Genomic DNA, 21,168 nt, shown 5'->3' with positions numbered 1-21,168 from the left:
CGCGCGCCGGGGATGCGGCAGGCTGAAGGAATGACAACGCCTGAACGGTGGACGCGGACGGTACGGGAGCGACTGGGGCTCGGCAGACTGCTGCCCCTGGGCGGACCGCGGGACGGCGCGTGGGTCGCCGAACGCGCGGCACGGGAGGTGCTGATGGCCGCGGCCCGGGAGGTGCCGGGCGTCCACCCCGAGCGCCTGCGCATCGCCCCGGCGACCCCGGAGGAGACCCGGGAACCGGTCGTGCCGGCGCCGCCGAGCGCGCTGCCGCCCGGCCCGCTGCGGGTGACGGCCGACTTCGCGGCGTCGGCGGCCGAGCCCCTGCCGGCCGCGGCCGCCCGTCTGCGCGCCGTGCTGGCCGGGGCGGCGACGCGCCGGATCGGTCTGACGGTGACGGAGGTCGATCTCCGGGCGACGGAGCTGCTCGACGCGGTCCCGGAGTCCTCTCCCCGCCCCGGAGCGGAGCCGGGGCCCGACGCCGGGCCCGCGGCCCCGGCGGTGGTCCGGGGGGACACGGCCGACACGGACGAGGGCCGCGCGGCGGGCGCCGCGCTGGCGGTCCCCGGCGTGAGGGGACTGACCGGCGCGCTGGGCCGCCCGGTGCACATCACGGAGTCCGATACCGGGCGGGAGGCGGCCCTGCCGCGCCGCCACGTCCGGGTGGAGCTGGCGGTCGACGCGGACCGGACGACCGCGGAGGTGGCCCGGGCGGTACGGGCGGCGGTGGCCGGCGCCCTGCCGGATCACCCCACGGTGGCCGTACTGGTGACGGCGATCGGCTGACCGCGCCGGGCGTAGGCGGCCGGAGCGGGCCGGGCCCGCGGACGTGGGGCGGCAGGCTCCCGCGACCGTCCGGGGCGCGACCGGGATGCGGCCGGGGTGCGGCCGAGCCGCCGGCCGGAGGCTCGGCCGCGCCCCGGTCGCGCCGGGGACGGCGTCGCGCTCGTCCGCGCCCTCGAAAGCCGCAAACGCCCCGCCCTGCCGCCGGAGGCTCAGTCGCCGAGCCCGGCCAGGTCGCGCAGCCGGCGTCCCTGGGCGGCCCGCTCCGCGGCGCGCTGGGCCTCGTGGTCCCGGTTCTGGGCGCCCTGGAGCAGCGCCTTGGTCTCGACGACCGCGTCGCGCGGCGCGGACAGGATCGCGGACACCAGGTCGTGCACGGCGCCGTCGAGCTGGTCCGCGGGTACGGCGAGGTTGGCGAGGCCGGTGCTCACGGCCTCCTCGGCCGTGACGAAGCGCCCGGTCGCGCAGATCTCCAGCGCGCGGGCGTAGCCGACCAGGGACACCAGGGGGTGCGTGCCCGTCAGGTCCGGCACGAGGCCGAGGCTGGTCTCGCGCATGGCGAACTGCACGTCGTCCGCGACGACCCGCAGGTCACAGGCGAGGGCCAGCTGGAAACCGGCCCCGATGGCGTGTCCCTGCACGGCGGCGACGGTCACGATGTCGCTGCGCCGCCACCAGGTGAACGCCTCCTGGTACTCGGCGATGGTCGCGTCCAGCTCGGCGTCGCCGCCCCGGGCGAGGTCGATGAACGACGGTTCGCCGTCGAAGCCCTCGGGCGTGAACGCCTGCCGGTCGAGCCCGGCCGAGAACGACTTGCCCTCGGCGCGCAGCACGACGACCCGGACGGAGCCCGGCAGCAGCCGGCCGGCCTCGGTGAGCGCGCGCCACAGAGCGGGGCTCTGCGCGTTGCGCTTGGCGGGGTTGGTCAGCGTCACCGTGGCGATCGCGTCGTCGACGGTGAGCCGCACGCCGTCCTCGTCGAGTGCGGGACCGGGGTCGTGGGCGGGCGAAGCCATGGGGCGCCTCCGAAGGGTGCGGTCGTCGTCCCCGCCGTGCGCCGGCTGCCACGCCGTACCACGACAGAGCTGAGTGACTGCACAGTAACCACCCGGCCGGCCGGACGACCGACCGGGTGGCCACCATCGGAGCCGAGGGGCCACCCGGGGTGGATCAGGCCGATGCGGCCTTCTTGCCCCGGGTCGCCCCGCCACGCCCTCGGAGCGTGACGCCCGACTCGCTGAGCATGCGGTGCACGAAGCCATACGAGCGGCCGGTTTCCTCGGCCAACGCCCGGATGCTCGCACCGGCGTCGTACTTCTTCTTCAGGTCTGCCGCGAGCTTGTCGCGCGCGGCGCCGGTCACCCGGCTGCCCTTCTTCAGAGTCTCGGCCACCCGTGCCTCCTCATGGGAAGTGCGCTCTGGTCTCCTCATGATCACCCCTCGTGGGCCTCATGGCCACCCATTCGGCAAGGTCGATGAGACAAGGTGGTGACGACAGGAGCGCGTCCCCACATACGGAATGGGCCATTCCAAAGAATTCCTCGTCTGCGACCGCACGATCTCGTCGGCGAAAGCGCAGGTCAGAAAGGCGACACGGCCGGGGCCTCCACGATGGAGGCCCCGGCCGCAAAATCGATGTAGGACACACCTCATGATGAGGAGATCTCACACAGATGGTGGATCACGGATCGGCCGAATGATCCATACCCGGTGGATCATCCATTCGGTCAAGCGAGGGCGACGAGGTCCGCGTAGTCGGCGCCCCACAGGTCCTCGACGCCGTCCGGGAGCAGGATGATCCGCTCCGGCTGGAGCGCCTCGACGGCGCCCTCGTCGTGGGTGACGAGCACGACCGCGCCCTTGTAGGTGCGCAGCGCGCCGAGGATCTCCTCGCGGCTGGCCGGGTCGAGGTTGTTCGTCGGCTCGTCGAGCAGCAGCACGTTCGCCGAGGAGACCACGAGGGTGGCAAGCGCCAGGCGGGTCTTCTCGCCGCCGGAGAGGACCCCGGCCGGCTTGTCCACGTCGTCGCCGGAGAACAGGAACGAGCCGAGTACCTTGCGGACCTCGACGAGGTCCATGTCGGGCGCGGCGGAACGCATGTTCTCCAGGACGGTGCGGTCGGGGTCGAGGGTCTCGTGCTCCTGCGCGTAGTAGCCGAGCTTGAGGCCGTGCCCCTCGATGACCTTGCCCGTGTCGGGCTGCTCGGCACCGCCGAGCAGGCGCAGCAGGGTGGTCTTGCCGGCGCCGTTGAGGCCGAGGATGACGACGCGGGAGCCCTTGTCGATGGCCAGGTCGACGTCGGTGAAGATCTCCAGCGAGCCGTACGACTTGGACAGGCCCTCCGCCATCAGCGGGGTCTTGCCGCAGGGCGCGGGCTCGGGGAAGCGGAGCTTGGCGACCTTGTCGGACTGGCGGACCGCCTCCAGGCCGGACAGCAGCTTGTCGGCGCGGCGGGCCATGTTCTGCGCGGCGACCGTCTTGGTGGCCTTGGCGCGCATCTTGTCGGCCTGCGAGTGCAGGGCGGCGGCCTTCTTCTCGGCGTTGGCGCGCTCGCGCTTGCGGCGCTTCTCGTCGGCCTCGCGCTGCTGCTGGTAGAGCTTCCAGCCCATGTTGTAGACGTCGATCTGGGAGCGGTTGGCGTCCAGGTAGAAGACCTTGTTGACGACCGTGTCGACCAGGTCGACGTCGTGGGAGATGACGATGAAGCCGCCGCGGTAGGTCTTCAGGTAGTCCCGCAGCCAGACGATCGAGTCGGCGTCGAGGTGGTTCGTCGGCTCGTCGAGCAGCAGCGTGTCCGCGTCCGAGAACAGGATGCGGGCCAGCTCGACGCGGCGGCGCTGACCGCCGGAGAGCGTGTGCAGGGGCTGGCCGAGCACGCGGTCGGGCAGGTTGAGTGCGGCGGCGATGGTGGCGGCCTCGGCCTCGGCGGCGTACCCGCCCTTGGTGAGGAACTCCGTCTCCTGGCGCTCGTACTGCCTGAGGGCCTTCTCGCGGGTGGCGCCCTGGCCGTTGGCGATGCGCTGCTCGTTCTCGCGCATCTTGCGGATCAGGGTGTCCAGGCCGCGGGCGGAGAGGATGCGGTCGCGGGCCAGCACGTCGAGGTCGCCGGTGCGCGGGTCCTGCGGGAGGTAGCCGACCTCGCCGGAGCGGGTGACGGTGCCGGCGGCGGGGATGCCCTCGCCGGCGAGGACCTTGGTGAGGGTGGTCTTCCCTGCGCCGTTGCGGCCGACCAGGCCGATGCGGTCGCCCTTGGCGACGCGGAAGGTGGCGTTTTCGATGAGCACGCGGGCACCGGCGCGCAGCTCGATGCCGGAGGCGGAGATCACGGACAGACTCCAGGGCGGGTGGTTGACGGGATGGGCGGCTGAGGACGTTTCCCGCCGTCTAATGCGCGAGGAGAATGGCCATGGGGCCAGTCTAACGGGGCCGTGCAACCGCTTTTCCCGGGCTCGGGTCCCCGCGGGCGCCCGTTCGGGGCTCTCCTGTGCGGACGCGCAGGTCGCGGGCGCTGTCGGTGGCCGGTGCGGGGCTGGGCGACGGGCCGGGTCACGGGACTCCCCGGCGTCCGGCCACCGGCACCGGCCCGCAAGGGGGGTGACCGGTACGGCGGACGCCCGGGCGTCCGCCCGACGCCGCCGGGGTCACGGGCAGCCGCTTCGGTGGGCGGCGGGGAAGGCGGGCACGACGGGGACGCGCGTCGTGGCGGACGACGCCGGCGCGCACCACCGGCGGGCCGCGGGGCACGGCGCCCCGGCGGGTTCCGGCCGTCGGGACGTCCCGTCAGTCGCCTCCCGTGTGCACCTGGAACGCGGCTCGGCGCACGGCCTTCGCCAGGGCCGGGTCGGGGTGGGCGGCGGCGAGGGCGACCAGGACCTGCACGGTGCGCGGGTGCCCGACGGCGCGGACCTCGTCGAGGAGGGCCGGGACGGTGGGCTGCACCGCGGACTCCAGGTGCCGGACCAGCAGCGGGGCCTCGCCGTGGTCGGCGACGGCGGCCGCGGTGTCGACCCACAGCCAGGTGGCCTCCTGACGGGTGAGGACCTCGTGGGCGTCCTCGGGGTCGGCTCCGTCGTGCTCGGCCAGCCACAGCAGGGCGTACGGGCGCAGCGTCGGCTCGTCGAGCACGGCGCGGACCTCGGGCTCGGCGGGGGCGCCGACCACGCGCAGCGCCTCGAAGGCGAGGCCGCGCAGCAGGGCGTCCTCGCCGCGGGCGGCGGCCAGCAGCTCGGTGACGGCACCGCCGACGGGGCGGGCGGCGAGCCAGGCGCGGTACTCGGCGCGGGCCGCGTTCGGGCGGAGCCGGCCGCAGCCGCGGAGCATGGCCTCGGCCGACTGCTCGATGTTCCCGGCGGGGCTCTGCGCGGCCACGCAGATCTGCTCCAGCTTGACCCAGACCGCCCAGCTGCCCAGCGGGGTGAGGGTGGCGTGGCCGTCGCCGCAGGTGAGGGCGCCGACGGAGGCCAGGGCGTGCAGGGCCCAGTCGAGGAGGGGGGCGAGCGGGGCGCCGTCAGCGGCCTGCTGGGGCTGCGGGACCTCGGGGGTCCCCGGCTCGAGCCGGGGGCCGTAGGGGACCTCGCAGCGCTCGGTGCGCAGTTCGGTGACGCGCTGCTCCAGCAGGTCCAGGAGCTGTGCCACGGGGACGGGCCCGGCGGACAGCTGGAGGAAGGAGAGCACCTGGGGCATCGCGGAGACGACCTCGGCGACGGCGGCGGGCTCGTGGCCGTCCGGCTCGGGGTGGGCGAGCGACCAGGCGTCGAAGAGGGCGACCCAGCCGCGCAGCACGGCGCCGTCGTCGCGGTTCCAGGCGCGCAGGCGCCAGCCGGGACGGGCGGTGCCGCCGTGGACCTCGACCAGACCGGCGAGGCGGGCGGTGTCCCAGTCGGCGCGGACCTGGGCCACGGTCAGGCCCAGCTCGCGGGCCGCGTGTTCGGCGGTCGCGTCGGACAGGGTGGCCTTGCCGTCGGCGGTCGCGCTGCCGCGGCCGGGACCGAGGGCGGCGTCGGCCCAGCGGGCGATGCGGGCGGCGTCGGCCAGGCCGGAACGCGCCATGCGGGCCAGTTCCGACCGGGCCGGTGTGCCCTCCGGGGGACGCGGTGCGGCGCGGTGCGGGCGCCGCTGGTTCATCGCTCTGGGGGCGGCGGCCAGGGGTCGCGGACGGACGAGTCGAAGCCTGGAGTCGCGCGGGATACGGGACGTCACGGGTGCAGTCTTCCGGTTGACGGTCCGAAAACCCAAACGGAATGCCGGGAGCGGCGACGAGGAGGGCCGGTGCGGCCCCCCGAAGGGCGGTCCGGGGGAGGGAACCGGCCATCGGCACGGCCCTGACCGGAACCCGGGCGGCGTGCGGCGGGGCGGGGCCCGCCGGGGTCACACGAGGGGGGTCAGGAAGCGGCGCAGGGTCTCCAGGTAGGTGTCGGGGTCGGCGTTCCACATGGCGCCGTGCGGGGCGCCGGGGACGGTGTGGAGGGAGACCAGCCGCGGGTGCGCGTCGGCGAAGCGGCGGGTGAGGCGCCAGGGGGCGACCGTGTCGTCGGGGCCGTGGAAGACGAGGGTCGGCACCGTGAGGCGTTCGCGGACGGCCCGGCCGGGGGCGCCGTCGGCGTGCAGTCCGGCGCGGCCCTGCGCGGCGCGGACCGCGAGCGGCAGCAGCACGCCGGGCGTGTGGCGGGCGGCGGCCAGGGCGCGCAGGGTGGTCTCCCAGCTGAGGACCGGGGAGTCCAGGACGAGCCCCGCGATGCGGTCGCGGGCGGCGGAACGCGCGGCGGTGCGCAGGGCCATGGTGGCGCCGGTGGACCAGCCGAGCAGGACGACCTGACGGGCGCCGTGGTCGAGGGCGTAGTGGACGGCGGCGTCCACGTCGTGCCACTCGGTCTCGCCGAAGTGGTGGAGGCCGTCGGGCGAGGGCGGGGCGCCGGCGTCGCCGCGGTAGGCGAGGGCGAGCACCGGGACGTGCCGGTCGTGCAGGGGAGCCATGAGGTTCAGGGCGTGCTCGCGGGTGGTGCCCAGGCCGTGCACGGCGATGATCCAGGTGGGGCGGGCGCCGGGCACGAACCAGGCCGGGAGCGGGCCGAGCGCGCCGGGGACGTCGACGTCGGTGTGGTCCAGGCCGAGGGCGGTGCCGGGCGTGCCGACGTGCAGGTTGGGCGTGAGCCAGACCTTGTCGCCGGTGCTGAAGGTGCCGTGCGCGACGCCTTCGAGGCGGCGCACGACGGTGTCGGCGCCGTGCTGGGCGGTGCTCAGGACCGGGCCGACGATCGCGTGGGAGGCGTCGCCCGCGAGGCCGTAGCGGCCGGGGCGCAGCGCGGCCAGGTCCCGGGTGAGGGTGATCTGCCCGGCGGCGGTCCCGTGCACGGTCAGCCGGGGTTCGGTGGGCAGGGGCCGGCCGGGGGGCGCCTTGAGCGCGGCGTCGCTGGCCAGCCGGCCGGCGGCGACGCTCGCCGCGCCGGCCGCCGCCAGGGCTGCGGTGACTGCGGCGGCCGTTGCTGTGACAGTGCGCATGGGGCCAGTCTCCCGGTGGAGTCCATGGGCGGCCAGCGGGCGGACGACACGGGGTGACGGCGCCCGGCCGGGCCCGGGACCACGGGCCGGCTCGACTGCCGGTACCCGCGAACCCGCCCCGTAACCTTCCCCCCGCCCCGCCCCGCCCCGCGGCGCGCGACCCGCCCCGGCCGCTTCGTCCGGCGCGGCCGCTTCGTCCGGCGCGGGCGCGGCGCGCCGCCGCGGCCGTCAGCCCGGCTGGCCGTAGGTGTGCAGGCGTTCCGCCACCTCGTCGAGCTGGGCCTGCGTGAGCAGGGACGGGGTGCGGCCCGGGACCGAGGAGGCCGTCAGCCACAGGCGGCACATCCACTCCAGCTGGGCGGTGCGGTCGTAGGCCTGGTCGAGGGTGGCGCCGTAGGTGATCGTGCCGTGGTTGCGCAGGAGGCAGCCGGTGCGGCCGGTGAGGGCGGCCAGCATGGTGCGGGCGAGTTCCTCGGTGCCGTAGGCCGCGTAGGGGGCGACCCGGACGGGGCCGCCGAGCGCGGCGGCCATGTAGTGGACCGGCGGCAGCTCGGGGACGAGCAGCGAGACCGCCGTCGCGTGCACGGCGTGGGTGTGGACGACGGCCCGGGCGTCGGTGGCGCGGTAGACGGCGAGGTGCACGGGCAGCTCGCTGGTGGGGACCAGCGTGCCGAGCACCTGCCGGCCGTCGAGGCCGACGCCGGTCACGTCGCCGGGGGCCAGACGGTCGTAGGGCACACCCGAAGGGGTGACGAGCACCGTGTCGCCCACGCGCACCGAGACGTTGCCCGAGGTGCCGACCACCAGTCCGTCGGACACCGTGCGCCGGGCCGTCGCGACGAGCGCCTCCCAGGCCTCGGACTCCTCCGCGGACACCTCTCCGACCCTCGACTCCGTCACAGTCCACGCCTCCCGTCGGGCGTCCCGCACGCCCCTCGCCGCGCCGCGGTCCGGCGCCTCGCGGCGATCCTGCCAGGCACGTCTCCGGAGAGCGTCGGCGCGGGCACGCAGCGCAGGCGTTCACGGAGGTCACGGCGCCGTTTCCGGTCACCATGACGTCCGGTCCAGTTCATCTTCCGTTCACCCTGGTTACCTACGTTCGACGCGCCAATGACCTCGAACGATTGCCTGGGTAAATGGAAAGCTTCTCGCTGATCCTCGCGATTGTGGTGGTGACCGCACTCGCGTTCGATTTCACGAACGGTTTCCACGACACCGCGAACGCGATGGCAACGACCATTTCGACCGGTGCGCTCAAGCCCAAGGTGGCGGTGGCGATGTCCGCCGCCCTGAACCTTGTCGGCGCCTTCCTCTCGGTGGAGGTCGCCAACACGATCTCCAAAGGTCTCGTCGACGAGACCGGCATCCGTCCCGAGGTCATCTTCGCCGCGTTGGTCGGCGCGATCCTCTGGAACCTGCTGACCTGGCTGGTCGGGCTCCCGTCCAGTTCCTCGCACGCCCTCATGGGCGGCCTGATCGGTGCCGCCGTCGCGTCGGCGGGCGTCGGCGCGGTCCACGGCGACGCGCTCGTCACCAAGGTGCTGCTGCCGGCCGTCGCCGCCCCGATCGTGGCGGGCGTCGCGGCGACGCTCGCCACCCGGCTGACGTACTCGCTCGGCCGCAAGGCCGACGGCAGGGCCGCGGAGAAGGGCTACCGCGCCGGGCAGATCGCCTCGGCCGGCCTGGTCTCGCTCGCCCACGGCACCAACGACGCCCAGAAGACGATGGGCATCATCACCCTCGCCCTGATCGCCGGCGGCGCCCTCTCCCCCGGCTCGAACCCGCCGCTGTGGGTCATCCTGTCCGCGGGCCTGGCCATCGCGCTCGGCACCTACCTCGGCGGCTGGCGCATCATCCGCACCATGGGCAAGGGCCTGACCGACCTCCAGCCGCAGCAGGGCTTCGCCGCCCAGACCAGCGCCGCCACGGTCATCCTGGCCTCCTCGCACCTGGGCTTCTCCCTCTCCACCACGCACTCCGTCTCCGGCGCGGTCATGGGCGCGGGCCTCGGCCGCAAGGGCGGCGTGGTGCGCTGGTCCACGGCCACCCGCATGTTCGTCGCCTGGGGCCTGACCCTGCCGGCCGCGGCGCTGGTCGGCGCGCTCGCCGAGTGGGTCTGCGGCTTCGGGGACTGGGGCACGGCGCTCGTGGCGGTCTTCCTGGTCGCTTCCAGCTTCGCGATCTGGCGGATCTCCCGGCGCGAGGTCGTCGACCACACGAACGTCAACGCGGGCGACGAGCCGGAGCCCGAGCCGGCCGGCGTGGTGACCACGGCGATCGCCGCCGTGACCCCGCCCCCGGCGGGCGTGGGCGAGGAGCTCACCGCCACCGTCGCGGCCCCGGCCGCCACCGCCGGCACCAAGGCCCCGTCGGCCGCCACCCCCGTCTGAGCCCGCCCGCCGGACACGAAGGAAGAGAACCGCCATGACAATCGACTGGGCAGCCCTCGGCTCCGTCTTCGGGGTCAGCCTCGTGGCCACCGTGGCTCTGGTGGCCCTGTTCACCCTCGGCATCGCCGGTCTCTCCCGCCAGGAACGGGCCGTCGCCCGGGGCGGTTCCGCGGTGCTCGCGGTCACCGGCGCCTACGCCTGCTTCGCGGCCTGCGCGGCGGCGGTGGCGTACGGGATCTACCTGATCGTCGCCTGACCGGCACGGGAAGAGCGCGGGGCGCGGGACGGACTCCACCGTCCCGCGCCCCGCGCTCTTCCCGTGCCGGCGCACACCACCCGTGTGTGGGCCTTCGCACACTCCCCCGGCGCAGGTCAACGGCAAGTTGACGGGTGTTCGCGGGCCGTGGTGGACTGCCGGAGCCATTACGGCGGCAGGAGAGGAAGCCGGTGCGAGTCCGGCGCGGTCCCGCCACTGTCACCGGGGCGGTACGCGAGTACGGTCCCGGGAGCCAGGAACTCTCACCGCCGATTTCGTCGAACCAGGGCGTGGACACCCTGAGTGAGGACATATCGCCATGCGCGGCTGCCGTTCCAGGCTCACCAGCGACACACCTGCGCCGTCCCTTCCCGCGGCCCCCACGGCCGGCTGAGCCGTGCGCGCCGAACGCGTCTTCGCGTACGGCGCCGCCGCCGGCCTTCTCGGCGACCTCCTCCTCGGCGATCCGCGCCGCGGGCACCCGGTCGCCGCGTTCGGCCGTGCCGCCGGTGCCGTGGAACGGGTGCTGTGGCGTGACCACCGGGGCTGGGGCGCGCTGCACACCGCCGTGTGCGCCGGCGGCGCCGCCGCCCTCGGAGCCGCCGCCGCCCGCGCCGTCCGCCCCTCCCCCGCCGCCTCCGTCGCGCTGACCGGCGCGGCCACCTGGGCCGTCGTCGGCGGGACCTCGCTGGCCCGCGAGGCCCGCGCGATCGGACGGGCCCTGGACTCCGGCGACGTCGAGGTCGCCCGGGCCCGGCTGCCGCACCTGTGCGGGCGGGACCCGCAGGCGCTGGACGCCGACGGCATCGCCCGGGCCGTCGTGGAGTCCGTCGCCGAGAACACCTCCGACGCGGTCGTGGGCGCCCTGGTGTGGGGCGCGCTCGGCGGCGTGCCGGGGCTGCTCGGCTTCCGGGCCGTGAACACCCTGGACGCCATGGTCGGCCACAGGTCCCCCAGGTACCGGCGGTACGGCTGGGCCTCGGCCCGGCTCGACGACCTCGCGGGCTGGCCGGGCGCCCGCCTGACCGCCGTCCTGACCACCGTGGCCGGCGGCGACCCCCGGGGCGCCGCACGGGCCTGGCGCGCCGACGCCGCACGGCACCCGAGCCCCAACGCCGGTCCCGTGGAGGCGTCCTTCGCGGGCGCCCTGGGCGTGCGGCTCGGCGGGACCCTCTCCTACGGCGGCCGGGTCGAGCACCGGCCGGTGCTCAACGGGGCGGCGGGGCGCGCCGTCCGGGCCGGATCCGGCGACATCGAGCGGGCCGTACGGCTGTCCCGGCGCGTGAACTGGCTGGCGCTGGGCGTGTGCGCGGGCGCGCGACTGCTCGTCCGCGGGATCGGCAGGAAGGGACGTACGTCATGAACGGTGGCCTCCTCGTCGCCGGCACCACCTCCGACGCCGGCAAGAGCGTCGTCACCGCCGGGATCTGCCGCTGGCTGGTGCGGCAGGGCGTGAAGGTGGCGCCCTTCAAGGCGCAGAACATGTCGCTCAACTCCTTCGTCACCCGCGAGGGCGCCGAGATCGGACGGGCCCAGGCCATGCAGGCGCAGGCGTGCCGGGTGGAGCCGACCGCGCTGATGAACCCGGTGCTGCTCAAGCCGGGCGGCGAGCAGAGCAGCCAGGTCGTGCTGCTCGGCAAGCCGGTCGGGGAGATGAGCGCCCGCGGCTACCACGGCGGGCGGCAGCAGCGGCTGCTCGGCACGGTGCTCGACTGTCTGGCCGAACTGCGGGGCACGTACGACGCGGTGATCTGCGAGGGGGCCGGCAGCCCGGCCGAGATCAACCTGCGCCGCACCGACATCGTGAACATGGGGATCGCCCGGGGCGCCGGACTCCCGGTCCTCGTCGTCGGCGACATCGACCGCGGGGGCGTCTTCGCGTCCTTCTTCGGCACGGTGGCGCTGCTGTCGCCCGAGGACCAGGCGCTGGTCGCCGGGTTCCTCGTCAACAAGTTCCGGGGCGACGTGTCGCTGCTGGAGCCCGGCACCGACATGCTGCGGGACCTCACCGGACGGCGGACGTACGGCGTCCTGCCCTTCCGGCACGGGCTCGGCATCGACGAGGAGGACGGGCTGCGCGTCTCCCTGCGCGGGACGGTGCGGGAGTCGGTCGTCGCGCCGCCGGTCGGCGAGGACGTGCTGCGGGTCGCGGTCTGCGCGGTGCCGCTGATGTCCAACTTCACGGACGTGGACGCGCTCGCCGCCGAACCCGGTGTCGTGGTGCGGTTCGTGGACCGGCCGGAGGAGCTGGCCGACGCCGATCTCGTGGTCGTGCCGGGGACCCGCGGCACCGTCCGGGCGCTTCGCTGGCTGCGGGAGCGGGGGCTCGCGGACGCCCTCGCGCGCCGGGCCGCCGAGGGCCGGCCGGTGCTCGGGGTCTGCGGCGGCTTCCAGCTCCTCGGCGAGCACATCGAGGACGAGGTCGAGTCGCGCGCCGGACACGTCGACGGGCTCGGACTGCTGCCCGTGCGGGTGCGGTTCGCCCGCGAGAAGACCCTCACCCGCCCCGTCGGCGAGGCCCTCGGCGAGCGGGTGGAGGGGTACGAGATCCACCACGGGGTCGCCGAGGTGACGGGCGGGGCCCCCTTCCTGGACGGCTGCCGGGTCGGCCAGACCTGGGGCACGCACTGGCACGGCTCGCTGGAGTCGGACGGCTTCCGGCGGGCGTTCCTGCGCGAGGTGGCCGCCGCCGCGGGCCGCCGCTTCGTGCCGGCCCCCGACACCTCGTTCGCCGCGCTGCGCGAGGAGCAGCTCGACCGGCTCGGCGACCTGATCGAACAGCACGCGGACACGGACGCGCTGTGGCGGCTCATCGAGTCCGGCGCGCCACAAGGACTGCCCTTCATTCCACCGGGAGCGCCCGCATGAGCACAGTGTTGTTGTTGTCGACCGCCGACACGGACCTGCTGGCGGCCCGCGCGTCGGACGCCGCCTACCGGATCGGCAACCCGACCCGGGTCGACGTCCGGGAGGAGCTGCCGTCGCTGGCCGAGGGCGCGGACGTCGCCGTCGTCCGCCTGCTGGGCGGCAGGCGCGCCTGGGAGGACGGGCTCGCCGCGCTGAAGGCGTCCGGGATCCCGACCGTGCTGCTCGGCGGCGAGTCCGTGCCGGACGCCGAGCTGATGGCCGAGTCGTCCGTGCCGGCCGGGGTGGTCGCGGAGGCGCTGCGCTACCTGGTCGAGGGCGGCCCGGACAACCTCACCCAGCTCGCCCGGTTCCTGTCGGACACGGTGCTGCTGACCGGCGAGGGCTTCGACGAGCCCCGGAAGATGCCGGAGTACGGCGTCCACGGCTCGCGTACGTTCCGGGACGGCCGCCCGACGGTCGGCGTGCTCTTCTACCGGGCCCACCAGCTCAGCGGCAACACCGCCTTCGTGGACACGCTGTGCGACGCGATCGAGGCGCGCGGCGCCAACGCGCTGCCCGTGTACTGCGGTTCGCTGCGCGGCGCGGACGCCGGGCTGTACGAGCTGCTGGGCCGGACCGACGCCCTGGTCGCCACCGTCCTCGCGGCGGGCGGCACGCACGCCTCGCAGGCGTCGGCGGGCGGTGACGAGGAGGCCTGGGACATCGGGGCGCTGGCCGACCTGAACGTGCCGGTGCTGCAAGGGCTCTGCCTCACGTCGTCGCGCGCGGCCTGGGAGGCGTCCGACGCCGCGCTGTCCCCCATGGACGCGGCGATGCAGGTCGCCATCCCGGAGTTCGACGGCCGCCTGATCACGGTGCCGTTCTCCTTCAAGGAACAGGGACCGGACGACGTGCCGGTGTACGTGGCCGACCCCGAGCGGGCCGGTCGGGTCGCCGGGATCGCCGTGCGGCACGCGGCGCTCAGGCACAAGCCGAACGCCGAGAAGAGGCTCGCGCTGGTCTTCACCGCGTACCCGACCAAGCACTCACGGGTCGGCAACGCGGTGGGGCTCGACACCCCGGCGTCCGCGGTGCGGGTGCTGGACGCGCTGCGGGAGGCGGGGTACTCGCTCACGGACTACCCGTCCGGCGGCGACGAGCTGATCCACCGGCTGATCGAGGCGGGCGGTCACGACGTGGAGTGGCTGACGGAGGACCAGCTCGCCGCCGCCCCGGCGCGGGTGCCGCTGGCCGACTACCGGGCCTGGTTCGAGAAGCTGGACCCGGAGCTGCGGGAGGCGATGACCGAGGCCTGGGGCGAGCCGCCGGGCTCGCTGTACGTCGACGGGGACGACATCGTGCTCGCGTCCCTGCGGTTCGGGAACGTCGTGGTCATGATCCAGCCGCCGCGCGGCTTCGGGGAGAACCCGATCGCGATCTACCACGACCCCGACATGCCGCCGTCCCACCACTACATGGCGGCGTACCGGTGGCTGGAGAACAGTTTCGGCGCCGACGCGATCGTGCACATGGGCAAGCACGGCACGATGGAGTGGCTGCCCGGCAAGGGCCTCGGGCTGAGCGCCGGCTGCGCGCCGGACGCCGTCCTCGGTGACCTGCCGCTGATCTACCCGTTCATCGTCAACGACCCCGGCGAGGGCACGCAGGCCAAGCGGCGCGGGCACGCCACGGTGGTCGACCACCTGGTCCCGCCGATGGCCCGCGCCGACACCTACGGCGACCTGGCCAAGCTGGAACAGCTCCTCGACGAGTACGCGCTCGTCTCCGACCTGGATCCGGAGAAGGCGCCGGCGGTCCGGGCGCAGATCTGGACCCTGGTCAAGGCCGCCGAACTCCACCACGACCTGCACGTGGACGACCAGCCGGACGACGACGCGTTCGACGAGTTCGTCATGCACATCGACGGCTATCTGTGCGAGATCAAGGACGTGCAGATCCGCGACGGCCTGCACGTCCTGGGCGGCGGCCCGGTCGGCGAGCCGCGCGTCAACCTCGTCCTGGCGGTGCTGCGCGCCTCGCAGGTGTGGGGCGGCCGGGCGAACGCGCTGCCGGGCCTGCGGGCCTCACTGGCCGAGCACTTCGGACTGGTGGAGAAGGAGCTGCTGGCCGAGCCCGGCGCGCCGGTGAAGGTGCCGGCCGGGCTGACGGACCTGGTGGACGGTCCGGCGCGCTCGGCCGCCGACGCGATCGACCTGCTGGAGCAGGTGTGCCGGCGGTTCGCGCAGGACATGGAGGCGCGGGACTGGGACATCGCGGCCGTACCGGGTCTCGTGCGCGAGGTGCTCGGCACCGGGCTGCCCGACGCGGTGGCCGTGCTGGAGTTCGCCTGCGCCGAGGTCGTGCCGCGGCTCGCCCGGACGACGGACGAGATCGGGCACATCCTGCGGGCCCTGGACGGCGGCTACGTCCCGGCCGGACCCTCCGGCTCCCCGACGCGCGGACTGGTCAACGTCCTCCCGACCGGACGGAACTTCTACTCCGTCGACCCCAAGGCGATCCCGTCCCGGCTGAGCTGGGAGGTGGGGCAGTCGCTGGCGGACTCGCTGGTGCAGCGGTACCTGACCGACACCGGCGCGTACCCGAAGTCGGTCGGCCTCACGGTCTGGGGCACGTCCGCGATGCGCACCCAGGGCGACGACATCGCCGAGATCCTGGCGCTGCTGGGCTGCCGCCCGGTCTGGGACGACGCCTCGCGCCGGGTGACGGGCTTCGAGATCGTGCCCCTGGAGGAGCTGGGCCGGCCGCGCGTCGATGTGACGGTGCGCATCTCGGGGTTCTTCCGGGACGCGTTCCCGCACGTCGTCGGGTTGATCGACGACGCGGTGCGGGCGGTGGCGGAGCTGGACGAGCCCGCCTCGCAGAACTTCGTCCGCGCGCACGCCGACGAGGACACCGCCGAGCACGGCGACCGGCGCCGGGCCACCGCCCGCATCTTCGGCTCCAAGCCGGGCGCCTACGGCGCGGGTCTGCTGCCGCTGATCGACGCGCGAAACTGGCGCAGCGACGCGGACCTCGCCGAGGTGTACGCGGTGTGGGGCGGTTACGCCTACGGGCGGGGGCTCGACGGGCGGGCGGCGCGCGGCGACATGGAGACGGCGTTCCGGCGGATCGCGGTCGCCGCGAAGAACGTGGACACCCGCGAGCACGACCTCGTCGACGCCGACGACTACTTCCAGTACCACGGCGGCATGGTCGCGATGGTGCGGCACCTGACGGGCACGAGCCCGGAGGCGTACGTCGGCGACTCGGCCACCCCGGACCAGGTGAAGACGCGGACGCTGGGCGAGGAGACGCACCGGGTCTTCCGGGCCCGGGTGGTCAACCCGCGCTGGATGGCGGCGATGCGGCGGCACGGCTACAAGGGCGCCTTCGAGATGGCGGCCACCGTGGACTACCTCTTCGGCTACGACGCCACGGCCGGGGTCGTGGACGACTGGATGTACGAGAAGTTGTCGGCGGAGTACGTCTTCGACCCGGAGAACCGGGACTTCATGAAGAAGTCCAATCCCTGGGCGCTGCGCGGCATCACCGAGCGGCTGCTGGAGGCGGCGGACCGCGGCCTGTGGGCCGAACCGGACGCGGAGACGCTGGAGCGGCTGCGCGCCACGTACCTGGAGCTCGAGGGCGACTTGGAAGGTGACGACAAGTGAGTACCCCGTTCCCGTTCACGGCCGTCGTCGGCCAGGACGATCTGCGGCTGGCCCTGCTGCTCAACGCGGTGAGCCCGGCTGTCGGCGGTGTTCTCGTGCGCGGGGAGAAGGGCACCGCGAAGTCCACGGCCGTGCGGGCGCTGTCGGCGCTGATGCCGGAGGTGGACGTCGTCTCCGGGTGCCGCTTCTCCTGTGATCCCGCCTCACCCGACCCCGGCTGCCCGGACGGGCCGCACGGGACGGGGGCCTCGGAGTCGCGGCCCGCGCGGATGGTCGAGCTGCCCGTCGGCGCCTCCGAGGACCGGCTCGTCGGCGCCCTGGACATCGAGCGGGCGCTGTCGGAGGGCGTGAAGGCCTTCGAGCCCGGGCTGCTCGCCGACGCGCACCGCGGGATCCTCTACGTCGACGAGGTCAACCTCCTCCACGACCACCTGGTCGACCTGCTGCTGGACGCCGCCGCGATGGGCGCCTCCTACGTCGAGCGAGAGGGCGTGTCCGTGCGGCACGCCTCGAAGTTCCTGCTCGTCGGCACGATGAACCCCGAGGAGGGCGAACTGCGGCCGCAGTTGCTCGACCGGTTCGGGCTGACCGTCGAGGTGGCCGCCTCGCGCGAGCCCGACCAGCGCGTCGAGGTCGTACGGCGCCGGCTGGCGTACGACGACGACCCGGCCGGTTTCGCCGCGCGCTGGGCCGACGAGGAGGCCGCCGTGCGGGCGCGGATCGTGGCGGCGCGGGAGCTGCTGCCGTCGGTGCGGCTCGGTGACGGGGCGCTGCGGCAGATCGCGGCGACCTGCGCCGCTTTCGAGGTGGACGGGATGCGCGCCGACATCGTGATGGCGCGGACGGCCACGGCGTTGGCGGCCTGGGCCGGGCGGACGGACGTGCTGGCGGAGGACGTGCGGCAGGCCGCGCTGCTGGCGTTGCCGCACCGGCGGCGGCGGAATCCCTTCGACGCGCCGGGGCTGGACGAGGACAGGCTCGACGAGACGCTGGAGGAGTTCGGCGGGCAGGAGCAGGGCGACGGCGACGACGATCCGGACCCGGGTCCCGACGGCCCCGGCGGCGGTCCGGGCGGACAGCCGGAGCCCGACGACGCGCCCCGGGGCGACGGTGACACCGCCGCACGGCCCGAGGCCGGGGACGGCGGGGAGCCGCGGCCCTCGGGCGGCGCCGGCGAGCAGTCGCCCGTGCGGGCCGCCGAGCCGTTCCGCACGAAGGTGCTGAGCGTGCCCGGGCTGGGCGAGGGTGCCGCCGGGCGGCGGTCACGGGCGCGTACCGAGCACGGGCGGACCACCGGCGCCCGACGGCCCCGGGGGGCGCTGACCAAGCTGCACCTCGCGGCCACCGTGCGGGCCGCCGCGCCGCACCAGCGGGCGCGGGGGCGCGGCGGCCCCGGGCTGGTGGTGCGCCGGGACGATCTGCGGCAGGCGACGCGCGAGGGGCGTGAGGGCAACCTCGTGCTGTTCGTCGTGGACGCCTCCGGGTCGATGGCGGCGCGGCAGCGGATGAGCGCGGTGAAGGGTGCCGTGCTGTCGCTGCTGCTGGACGCCTACCAGCGGCGGGACAAGGTGGGACTGGTGACCTTCCGGGGGTCGGCGGCCGATGTGGCGCTGCCGCCGACGTCGTCGGTGGACGCGGCGGCGGCCCGGCTGGAGTCGCTGCCGACCGGTGGCCGTACGCCGCTCGCGGCCGGGCTGCTGAAGGCGCACGAGGTGCTGCGCGTGGAACGGCTGCGGGATCCGGCGCGGCGGCCGCTGGTCGTGGTGGTGACGGACGGACGGGCCACCGGTGGTCCGGAACCGGTCGCGCTGGCGGGGCGTGCGGCGCGGCTGTTCGCGGCCGAGGGCGTCGCCTCCGTGGTCGTGGACTGCGAGTCCGGGCCGGTGCGGCTGGGGCTCGCCGGGCGGCTCGCGGGCGAGCTGGGCGGTACGGCGGTGACGCTGGACGAGCTGCGGGCGGACTCCATCGCCGGGCTGGTGAAGGACGTACAGGCGAGCAGGAGGGCCGCGTGATGCCGAAGGGGCAGCCGAGTGTCGTGCCGGACGACGGACTGACGACCCGCCAGCGGCGTAATCGTCCGCTGGTCGTCGTGCACACGGGCATCGGGAAGGGCAAGTCCACCGCCGCCTTCGGGCTGGCGCTGCGCGCCTGGAACCAGGGGTGGCCGATCGGGGTGTTCCAGTTCGTCAAGTCGGCGAAGTGGAAGGTCGGCGAGGAGAACGCGCTGCGGGTGCTCGGCGCCAGCGGTGAGGGCGGGACCGTCGACTGGCACAAGATGGGCGAGGGCTGGTCCTGGGTCCAGCGGGACCTCCAGGGTGACAACTCGACCAACGAGGAGAAGGCCCGGGAGGGCTGGGAGCAGGTCAAGCGGGACCTCGCCGCCGAGACGTACCGGCTGTACGTGCTGGACGAGTTCGCCTACCCGATGCACTGGGGGTGGGTCGACACCGACGAGGTCGTGTCCGTGCTGCGGGACCGGCCGGGGACCCAGCACGTCGTGATCACCGGGCGGAACGCGCCGGAGAAGCTGGTGGAGTTCGCCGATCTCGTCACCGACATGTCCAAGGTGAAGCACCCGATGGACGCCGGGCAGAAGGGGCAGAGGGGCATCGAGTGGTGACCTCCTCCGTTCCCCGGCTGGTCGTCGCCGCGCCCTCCTCGGGCAGCGGCAAGACCACCGTCGCCACCGGGCTGATGGCCGCGCTCGCCGCGCGGGGGCTCGCCGTGTCCCCGCACAAGGTCGGGCCCGACTACATCGATCCCGGGTACCACGCGCTCGCCACCGGGCGCACGGGCCGCAACCTCGACGCGTACCTGTGCGGGCCCGAGCTGGTCGGGCCGCTGTTCCTGCACGGGGCGCGCGGGTGCGACATCGCCGTGGTCGAGGGCGTGATGGGGCTCTACGACGGGGCGGCGGGGGAAGGGGAGCTGGCGTCCACCGCCCAGGTGGCCAAGCTGCTGCGGGCCCCGGTGGTGCTGGTCGTGGACGCGTCGTCGCAGTCGCGGTCGGTGGCGGCGCTGGTGCACGGGTTCGTGTCCTTCGATCCGGAGGTGCGGATCGGGGGCGTGATCCTCAACAAGGTCGGTTCGGACCGGCACGAGGCGTTGCTGCGGGAGGCGGTGGACTCCGTCGGGGTGCCGGTGCTGGGAGTGCTGCGGCGGACCGCGCGGGTCGAGACGCCGTCCCGGCACCTGGGGCTGGTGCCGGTCGCCGAACGGGGCGCATCGGCCGTCGAGACCGTTGCCGCGATGGCCGCGCAGGTGGCCGGCGGGTGCGATCTGGACGCCCTGGTGAGGCTGGCGCGTGCCGCCGGTCCGTTGCCGGGGGACCCCGCCCCCTGGACCCCCTGGCCTTCGCCCGTCCACCACCCGGCTCGGCCGGCCGGGGGGCCGGCGCCCCTCGTCGCCGTCGCCGGCGGAGCCGCGTTCACCTTCTCGTACGCCGAGCACGCCGAGTTGCTCGCGGCCGCCGGGGCCGAGGTCGTCACGTTCGACCCCCTGCGGGAGGGGGAACTGCCCGAGGGCACCGCCGGGCTGGTGATCGGCGGCGGGTTCCCGGAGGTGTACGCCGCCGAGCTGTCGGCCAACGAGGGACTGCGCAAGAGCGTCGCCGAGCTCGCCCTGAGCGGTGCTCCCGTCGCCGCCGAGTGCGCGGGCCTGCTGTACCTGTGCCGGGAGTTGGACGGGCTGCCGATGTGCGGGGTGCTCGACGCCTCCGCGCGCATGTCCGAGCGGCTCACCCTGGGCTACCGGGACGCCGTGGCCGTGGGCGACAGTGCGCTGGCCGCCGCGGGGACGCGGATGCGGGGGCACGAGTTCCACCGGACGGTCGTGGAGCCGGGGGCCGGGGCGGCGCCGGCGTGGGGGATGCGGGCGCCCGAGCGGCGCGTCGAGGGATTTGTGGAGCGCGGTGTGCACGCGAGCTACCTGCACACGCACTGGGCGTCCGAGCCCGGTGTCGCCCGTCGGTTCGTGGAGAGGTGCCGGACGTCATGAGCAGCAGGCTGATCGGGGTGGGGGTCGGGCCCGGGGACCCGGAGCTGGTGACCGTCAAGGGGGTCAACGCGCTGCGGGCCGCCGATGTCGTCGTCGTGCCCGTGATGGACACGGGCGAGCGGGGCCGCGCCGAGGCGACCGTGCTGCACTACGTGGGCGCCGAGAAGGTCGTGCGGGTCGTGTTCGCGCTGAACGAGCGCACCGACCGGACGCGCCGGGAGGCGGCGTGGGACGCGGCCGGGGAGCGGGTGGCCGGGCTGCTGCGGGAGCACGGCGGCGTCGCCTTCGCGACCATCGGCGACCCCAACGTGTACTCCACGTTCACGTACCTCGCGCAGACCGTCGGCGAGCTGGTGCCGGGCACCGTCGTGGAGACCGTGCCGGGCATCACCGCCATGCAGGACCTCGCGGCCCGGTCGGGCGCGGTGCTGACGGAGGGCACGGAGCCGCTGACGCTGGTGCCGGTGACCGCCGGGGCGGCCGTGCTCAAGGACGCGCTGAACGGGCCGGGGACGGTCGTCGCGTACAAGTTCGGCCGGCAGGCGGCCGAGGTCGCCGAGGCGCTGCGGGAGACCGGGCGGCTCGGCGACGCGGTGTGGGGTTCGGCGCTGGGGCTGCCGGAGGAGTCCGTGCGGCCGGCCGCCGAGCTGGACGGGGCGCCGCTGCCCTATCTGTCGACGCTCATCGCGCCGGCGCGGCGCGAGGGCGGGCGGGGCGGCAAGCTGTGAGCGCC

At 74.9% G+C, this 21,168-nt stretch carries 16 protein-coding genes and 1 riboswitch; of the genes, 10 read left to right on the top strand and 6 right to left on the bottom strand.

The annotated features are described in order from the left end of the window. Positions 1 to 30: 30 nt before the first annotated feature. Complete coding sequence (locus tag ACZ4V6_RS17930) at positions 31 to 780, top strand: nucleopolyhedrovirus P10 family protein (RefSeq protein WP_467828137.1); 750 nt, start codon at positions 31 to 33, stop codon at positions 778 to 780. Positions 781 to 989: 209 nt separating this feature from the next. On the opposite strand, the gene ACZ4V6_RS17925 is transcribed toward ACZ4V6_RS17930, so the two are convergent. From ACZ4V6_RS17925 to ACZ4V6_RS17900, 6 genes are all read right to left on the bottom strand, one after another. Further along, on the bottom strand, positions 990 to 1,793 hold the full coding sequence (locus ACZ4V6_RS17925; RefSeq protein ID WP_467828134.1) for an enoyl-CoA hydratase/isomerase family protein: 804 nt from the start codon (positions 1,791 to 1,793) through the stop codon (positions 990 to 992). Positions 1,794 to 1,947: 154 nt separating this feature from the next. Further along, positions 1,948 to 2,169, bottom strand: a complete 222-nt coding sequence (locus ACZ4V6_RS17920; RefSeq protein WP_018567695.1) for a helix-turn-helix domain-containing protein — start codon at positions 2,167 to 2,169, stop codon at positions 1,948 to 1,950. A 335-nt stretch (positions 2,170 to 2,504) separates the two neighbouring features. Continuing rightward, positions 2,505 to 4,103, bottom strand: coding sequence for an ABC-F family ATP-binding cassette domain-containing protein (locus tag ACZ4V6_RS17915; RefSeq protein WP_467828131.1), 1,599 nt, complete (start codon positions 4,101 to 4,103; stop codon positions 2,505 to 2,507). 454 nt (positions 4,104 to 4,557) lie between these two features. Beyond that, entirely contained in the window at positions 4,558 to 5,976 is a 1,419-nt protein-coding gene (locus ACZ4V6_RS17910) for a hypothetical protein (protein ID WP_467828128.1), read from the bottom strand. Positions 5,977 to 6,144: 168 nt separating this feature from the next. Next, on the bottom strand, positions 6,145 to 7,275 hold the full coding sequence (locus ACZ4V6_RS17905; RefSeq protein ID WP_467828126.1) for an alpha/beta hydrolase family protein: 1,131 nt from the start codon (positions 7,273 to 7,275) through the stop codon (positions 6,145 to 6,147). Positions 7,276 to 7,503: 228 nt separating this feature from the next. Continuing rightward, positions 7,504 to 8,175 (bottom strand): class II aldolase/adducin family protein, encoded by a 672-nt coding sequence (locus tag ACZ4V6_RS17900; protein ID WP_467828123.1) that lies wholly within the window; start codon positions 8,173 to 8,175, stop codon positions 7,504 to 7,506. 236 nt (positions 8,176 to 8,411) lie between these two features. Between ACZ4V6_RS17900 and ACZ4V6_RS17895 the strand changes: the two genes are divergently transcribed. From ACZ4V6_RS17895 to cobI, 9 genes are all read left to right on the top strand, one after another. Then, positions 8,412 to 9,665, top strand: coding sequence for an inorganic phosphate transporter (locus ACZ4V6_RS17895; protein WP_467828120.1), 1,254 nt, complete (start codon positions 8,412 to 8,414; stop codon positions 9,663 to 9,665). Positions 9,666 to 9,699: 34 nt separating this feature from the next. Next, positions 9,700 to 9,921, top strand: coding sequence for a hypothetical protein (locus ACZ4V6_RS17890; RefSeq protein WP_467828119.1), 222 nt, complete (start codon positions 9,700 to 9,702; stop codon positions 9,919 to 9,921). Between the two features lie 134 nt (positions 9,922 to 10,055). Continuing rightward, positions 10,056 to 10,203: riboswitch (cobalamin riboswitch) on the top strand. Positions 10,204 to 10,318: 115 nt separating this feature from the next. Beyond that, on the top strand, positions 10,319 to 11,284 hold the full coding sequence (locus ACZ4V6_RS17885) for a cobalamin biosynthesis protein (RefSeq protein WP_467828116.1): 966 nt from the start codon (positions 10,319 to 10,321) through the stop codon (positions 11,282 to 11,284). Beyond that, complete coding sequence (locus ACZ4V6_RS17880) at positions 11,281 to 12,789, top strand: cobyric acid synthase (RefSeq protein ID WP_467828113.1); 1,509 nt, start codon at positions 11,281 to 11,283, stop codon at positions 12,787 to 12,789. Before ACZ4V6_RS17885 ends, ACZ4V6_RS17880 begins: the two co-directional genes overlap by 4 nt. Beyond that, entirely contained in the window at positions 12,786 to 16,439 is a 3,654-nt protein-coding gene (gene cobN / locus ACZ4V6_RS17875) for a cobaltochelatase subunit CobN (protein ID WP_467828110.1), read from the top strand. The genes ACZ4V6_RS17880 and cobN overlap by 4 nt, the downstream gene beginning before the upstream one ends. Further along, a complete protein-coding gene (locus ACZ4V6_RS17870) occupies positions 16,436 to 18,451 on the top strand; it encodes a putative cobaltochelatase (RefSeq protein WP_467828108.1) in 2,016 nt (671 codons plus the stop codon). The genes cobN and ACZ4V6_RS17870 overlap by 4 nt, the downstream gene beginning before the upstream one ends. Continuing rightward, the gene (gene cobO / locus ACZ4V6_RS17865) at positions 18,451 to 19,059 is read left to right on the top strand and encodes a cob(I)yrinic acid a,c-diamide adenosyltransferase (protein WP_467828105.1); all 609 of its coding nucleotides are present in this window, start codon (positions 18,451 to 18,453) and stop codon (positions 19,057 to 19,059) included. Before ACZ4V6_RS17870 ends, cobO begins: the two co-directional genes overlap by 1 nt. Then, positions 19,056 to 20,435, top strand: a complete 1,380-nt coding sequence (locus tag ACZ4V6_RS17860) for a cobyrinate a,c-diamide synthase (protein ID WP_467828102.1) — start codon at positions 19,056 to 19,058, stop codon at positions 20,433 to 20,435. The genes cobO and ACZ4V6_RS17860 overlap by 4 nt, the downstream gene beginning before the upstream one ends. Next, positions 20,432 to 21,163: a precorrin-2 C(20)-methyltransferase gene (cobI, locus tag ACZ4V6_RS17855; RefSeq protein ID WP_467828099.1), complete on the top strand. Its 732-nt coding sequence runs from the start codon at positions 20,432 to 20,434 to the stop codon at positions 21,161 to 21,163. Before ACZ4V6_RS17860 ends, cobI begins: the two co-directional genes overlap by 4 nt. The last annotated feature ends 5 nt before the right edge of the window (positions 21,164 to 21,168 follow it).

The organism is Streptomyces sp. NPDC029152 (assembly GCF_055564355.1).
This window is presented reverse-complemented; position numbering and strand designations above follow the sequence as displayed.

Bases quoted from the DNA above. Each gene is read 5' to 3' on its own strand.
- ACZ4V6_RS17925 (WP_467828134.1), bottom strand. From the start codon at position 1,793: ATGGCTTCGCCCGCCCACGACCCCGGTCCCGCACTCGACGAGGACGGC.
- ACZ4V6_RS17890 (WP_467828119.1), top strand. From the start codon at position 9,700: ATGACAATCGACTGGGCAGCCCTCGGCTCCGTCTTCGGGGTCAGCCTC.
- cobN (WP_467828110.1), top strand. From the start codon at position 12,786: ATGAGCACAGTGTTGTTGTTGTCGACCGCCGACACGGACCTGCTGGCG.
- ACZ4V6_RS17895 (WP_467828120.1), top strand. From the start codon at position 8,412: ATGGAAAGCTTCTCGCTGATCCTCGCGATTGTGGTGGTGACCGCACTC.
- ACZ4V6_RS17905 (WP_467828126.1), bottom strand. From the start codon at position 7,275: ATGCGCACTGTCACAGCAACGGCCGCCGCAGTCACCGCAGCCCTGGCG.
- ACZ4V6_RS17880 (WP_467828113.1), top strand. From the start codon at position 11,281: ATGAACGGTGGCCTCCTCGTCGCCGGCACCACCTCCGACGCCGGCAAG.
- cobI (WP_467828099.1), top strand. From the start codon at position 20,432: ATGAGCAGCAGGCTGATCGGGGTGGGGGTCGGGCCCGGGGACCCGGAG.
- ACZ4V6_RS17930 (WP_467828137.1), top strand. From the start codon at position 31: ATGACAACGCCTGAACGGTGGACGCGGACGGTACGGGAGCGACTGGGG.
- cobO (WP_467828105.1), top strand. From the start codon at position 18,451: ATGCCGAAGGGGCAGCCGAGTGTCGTGCCGGACGACGGACTGACGACC.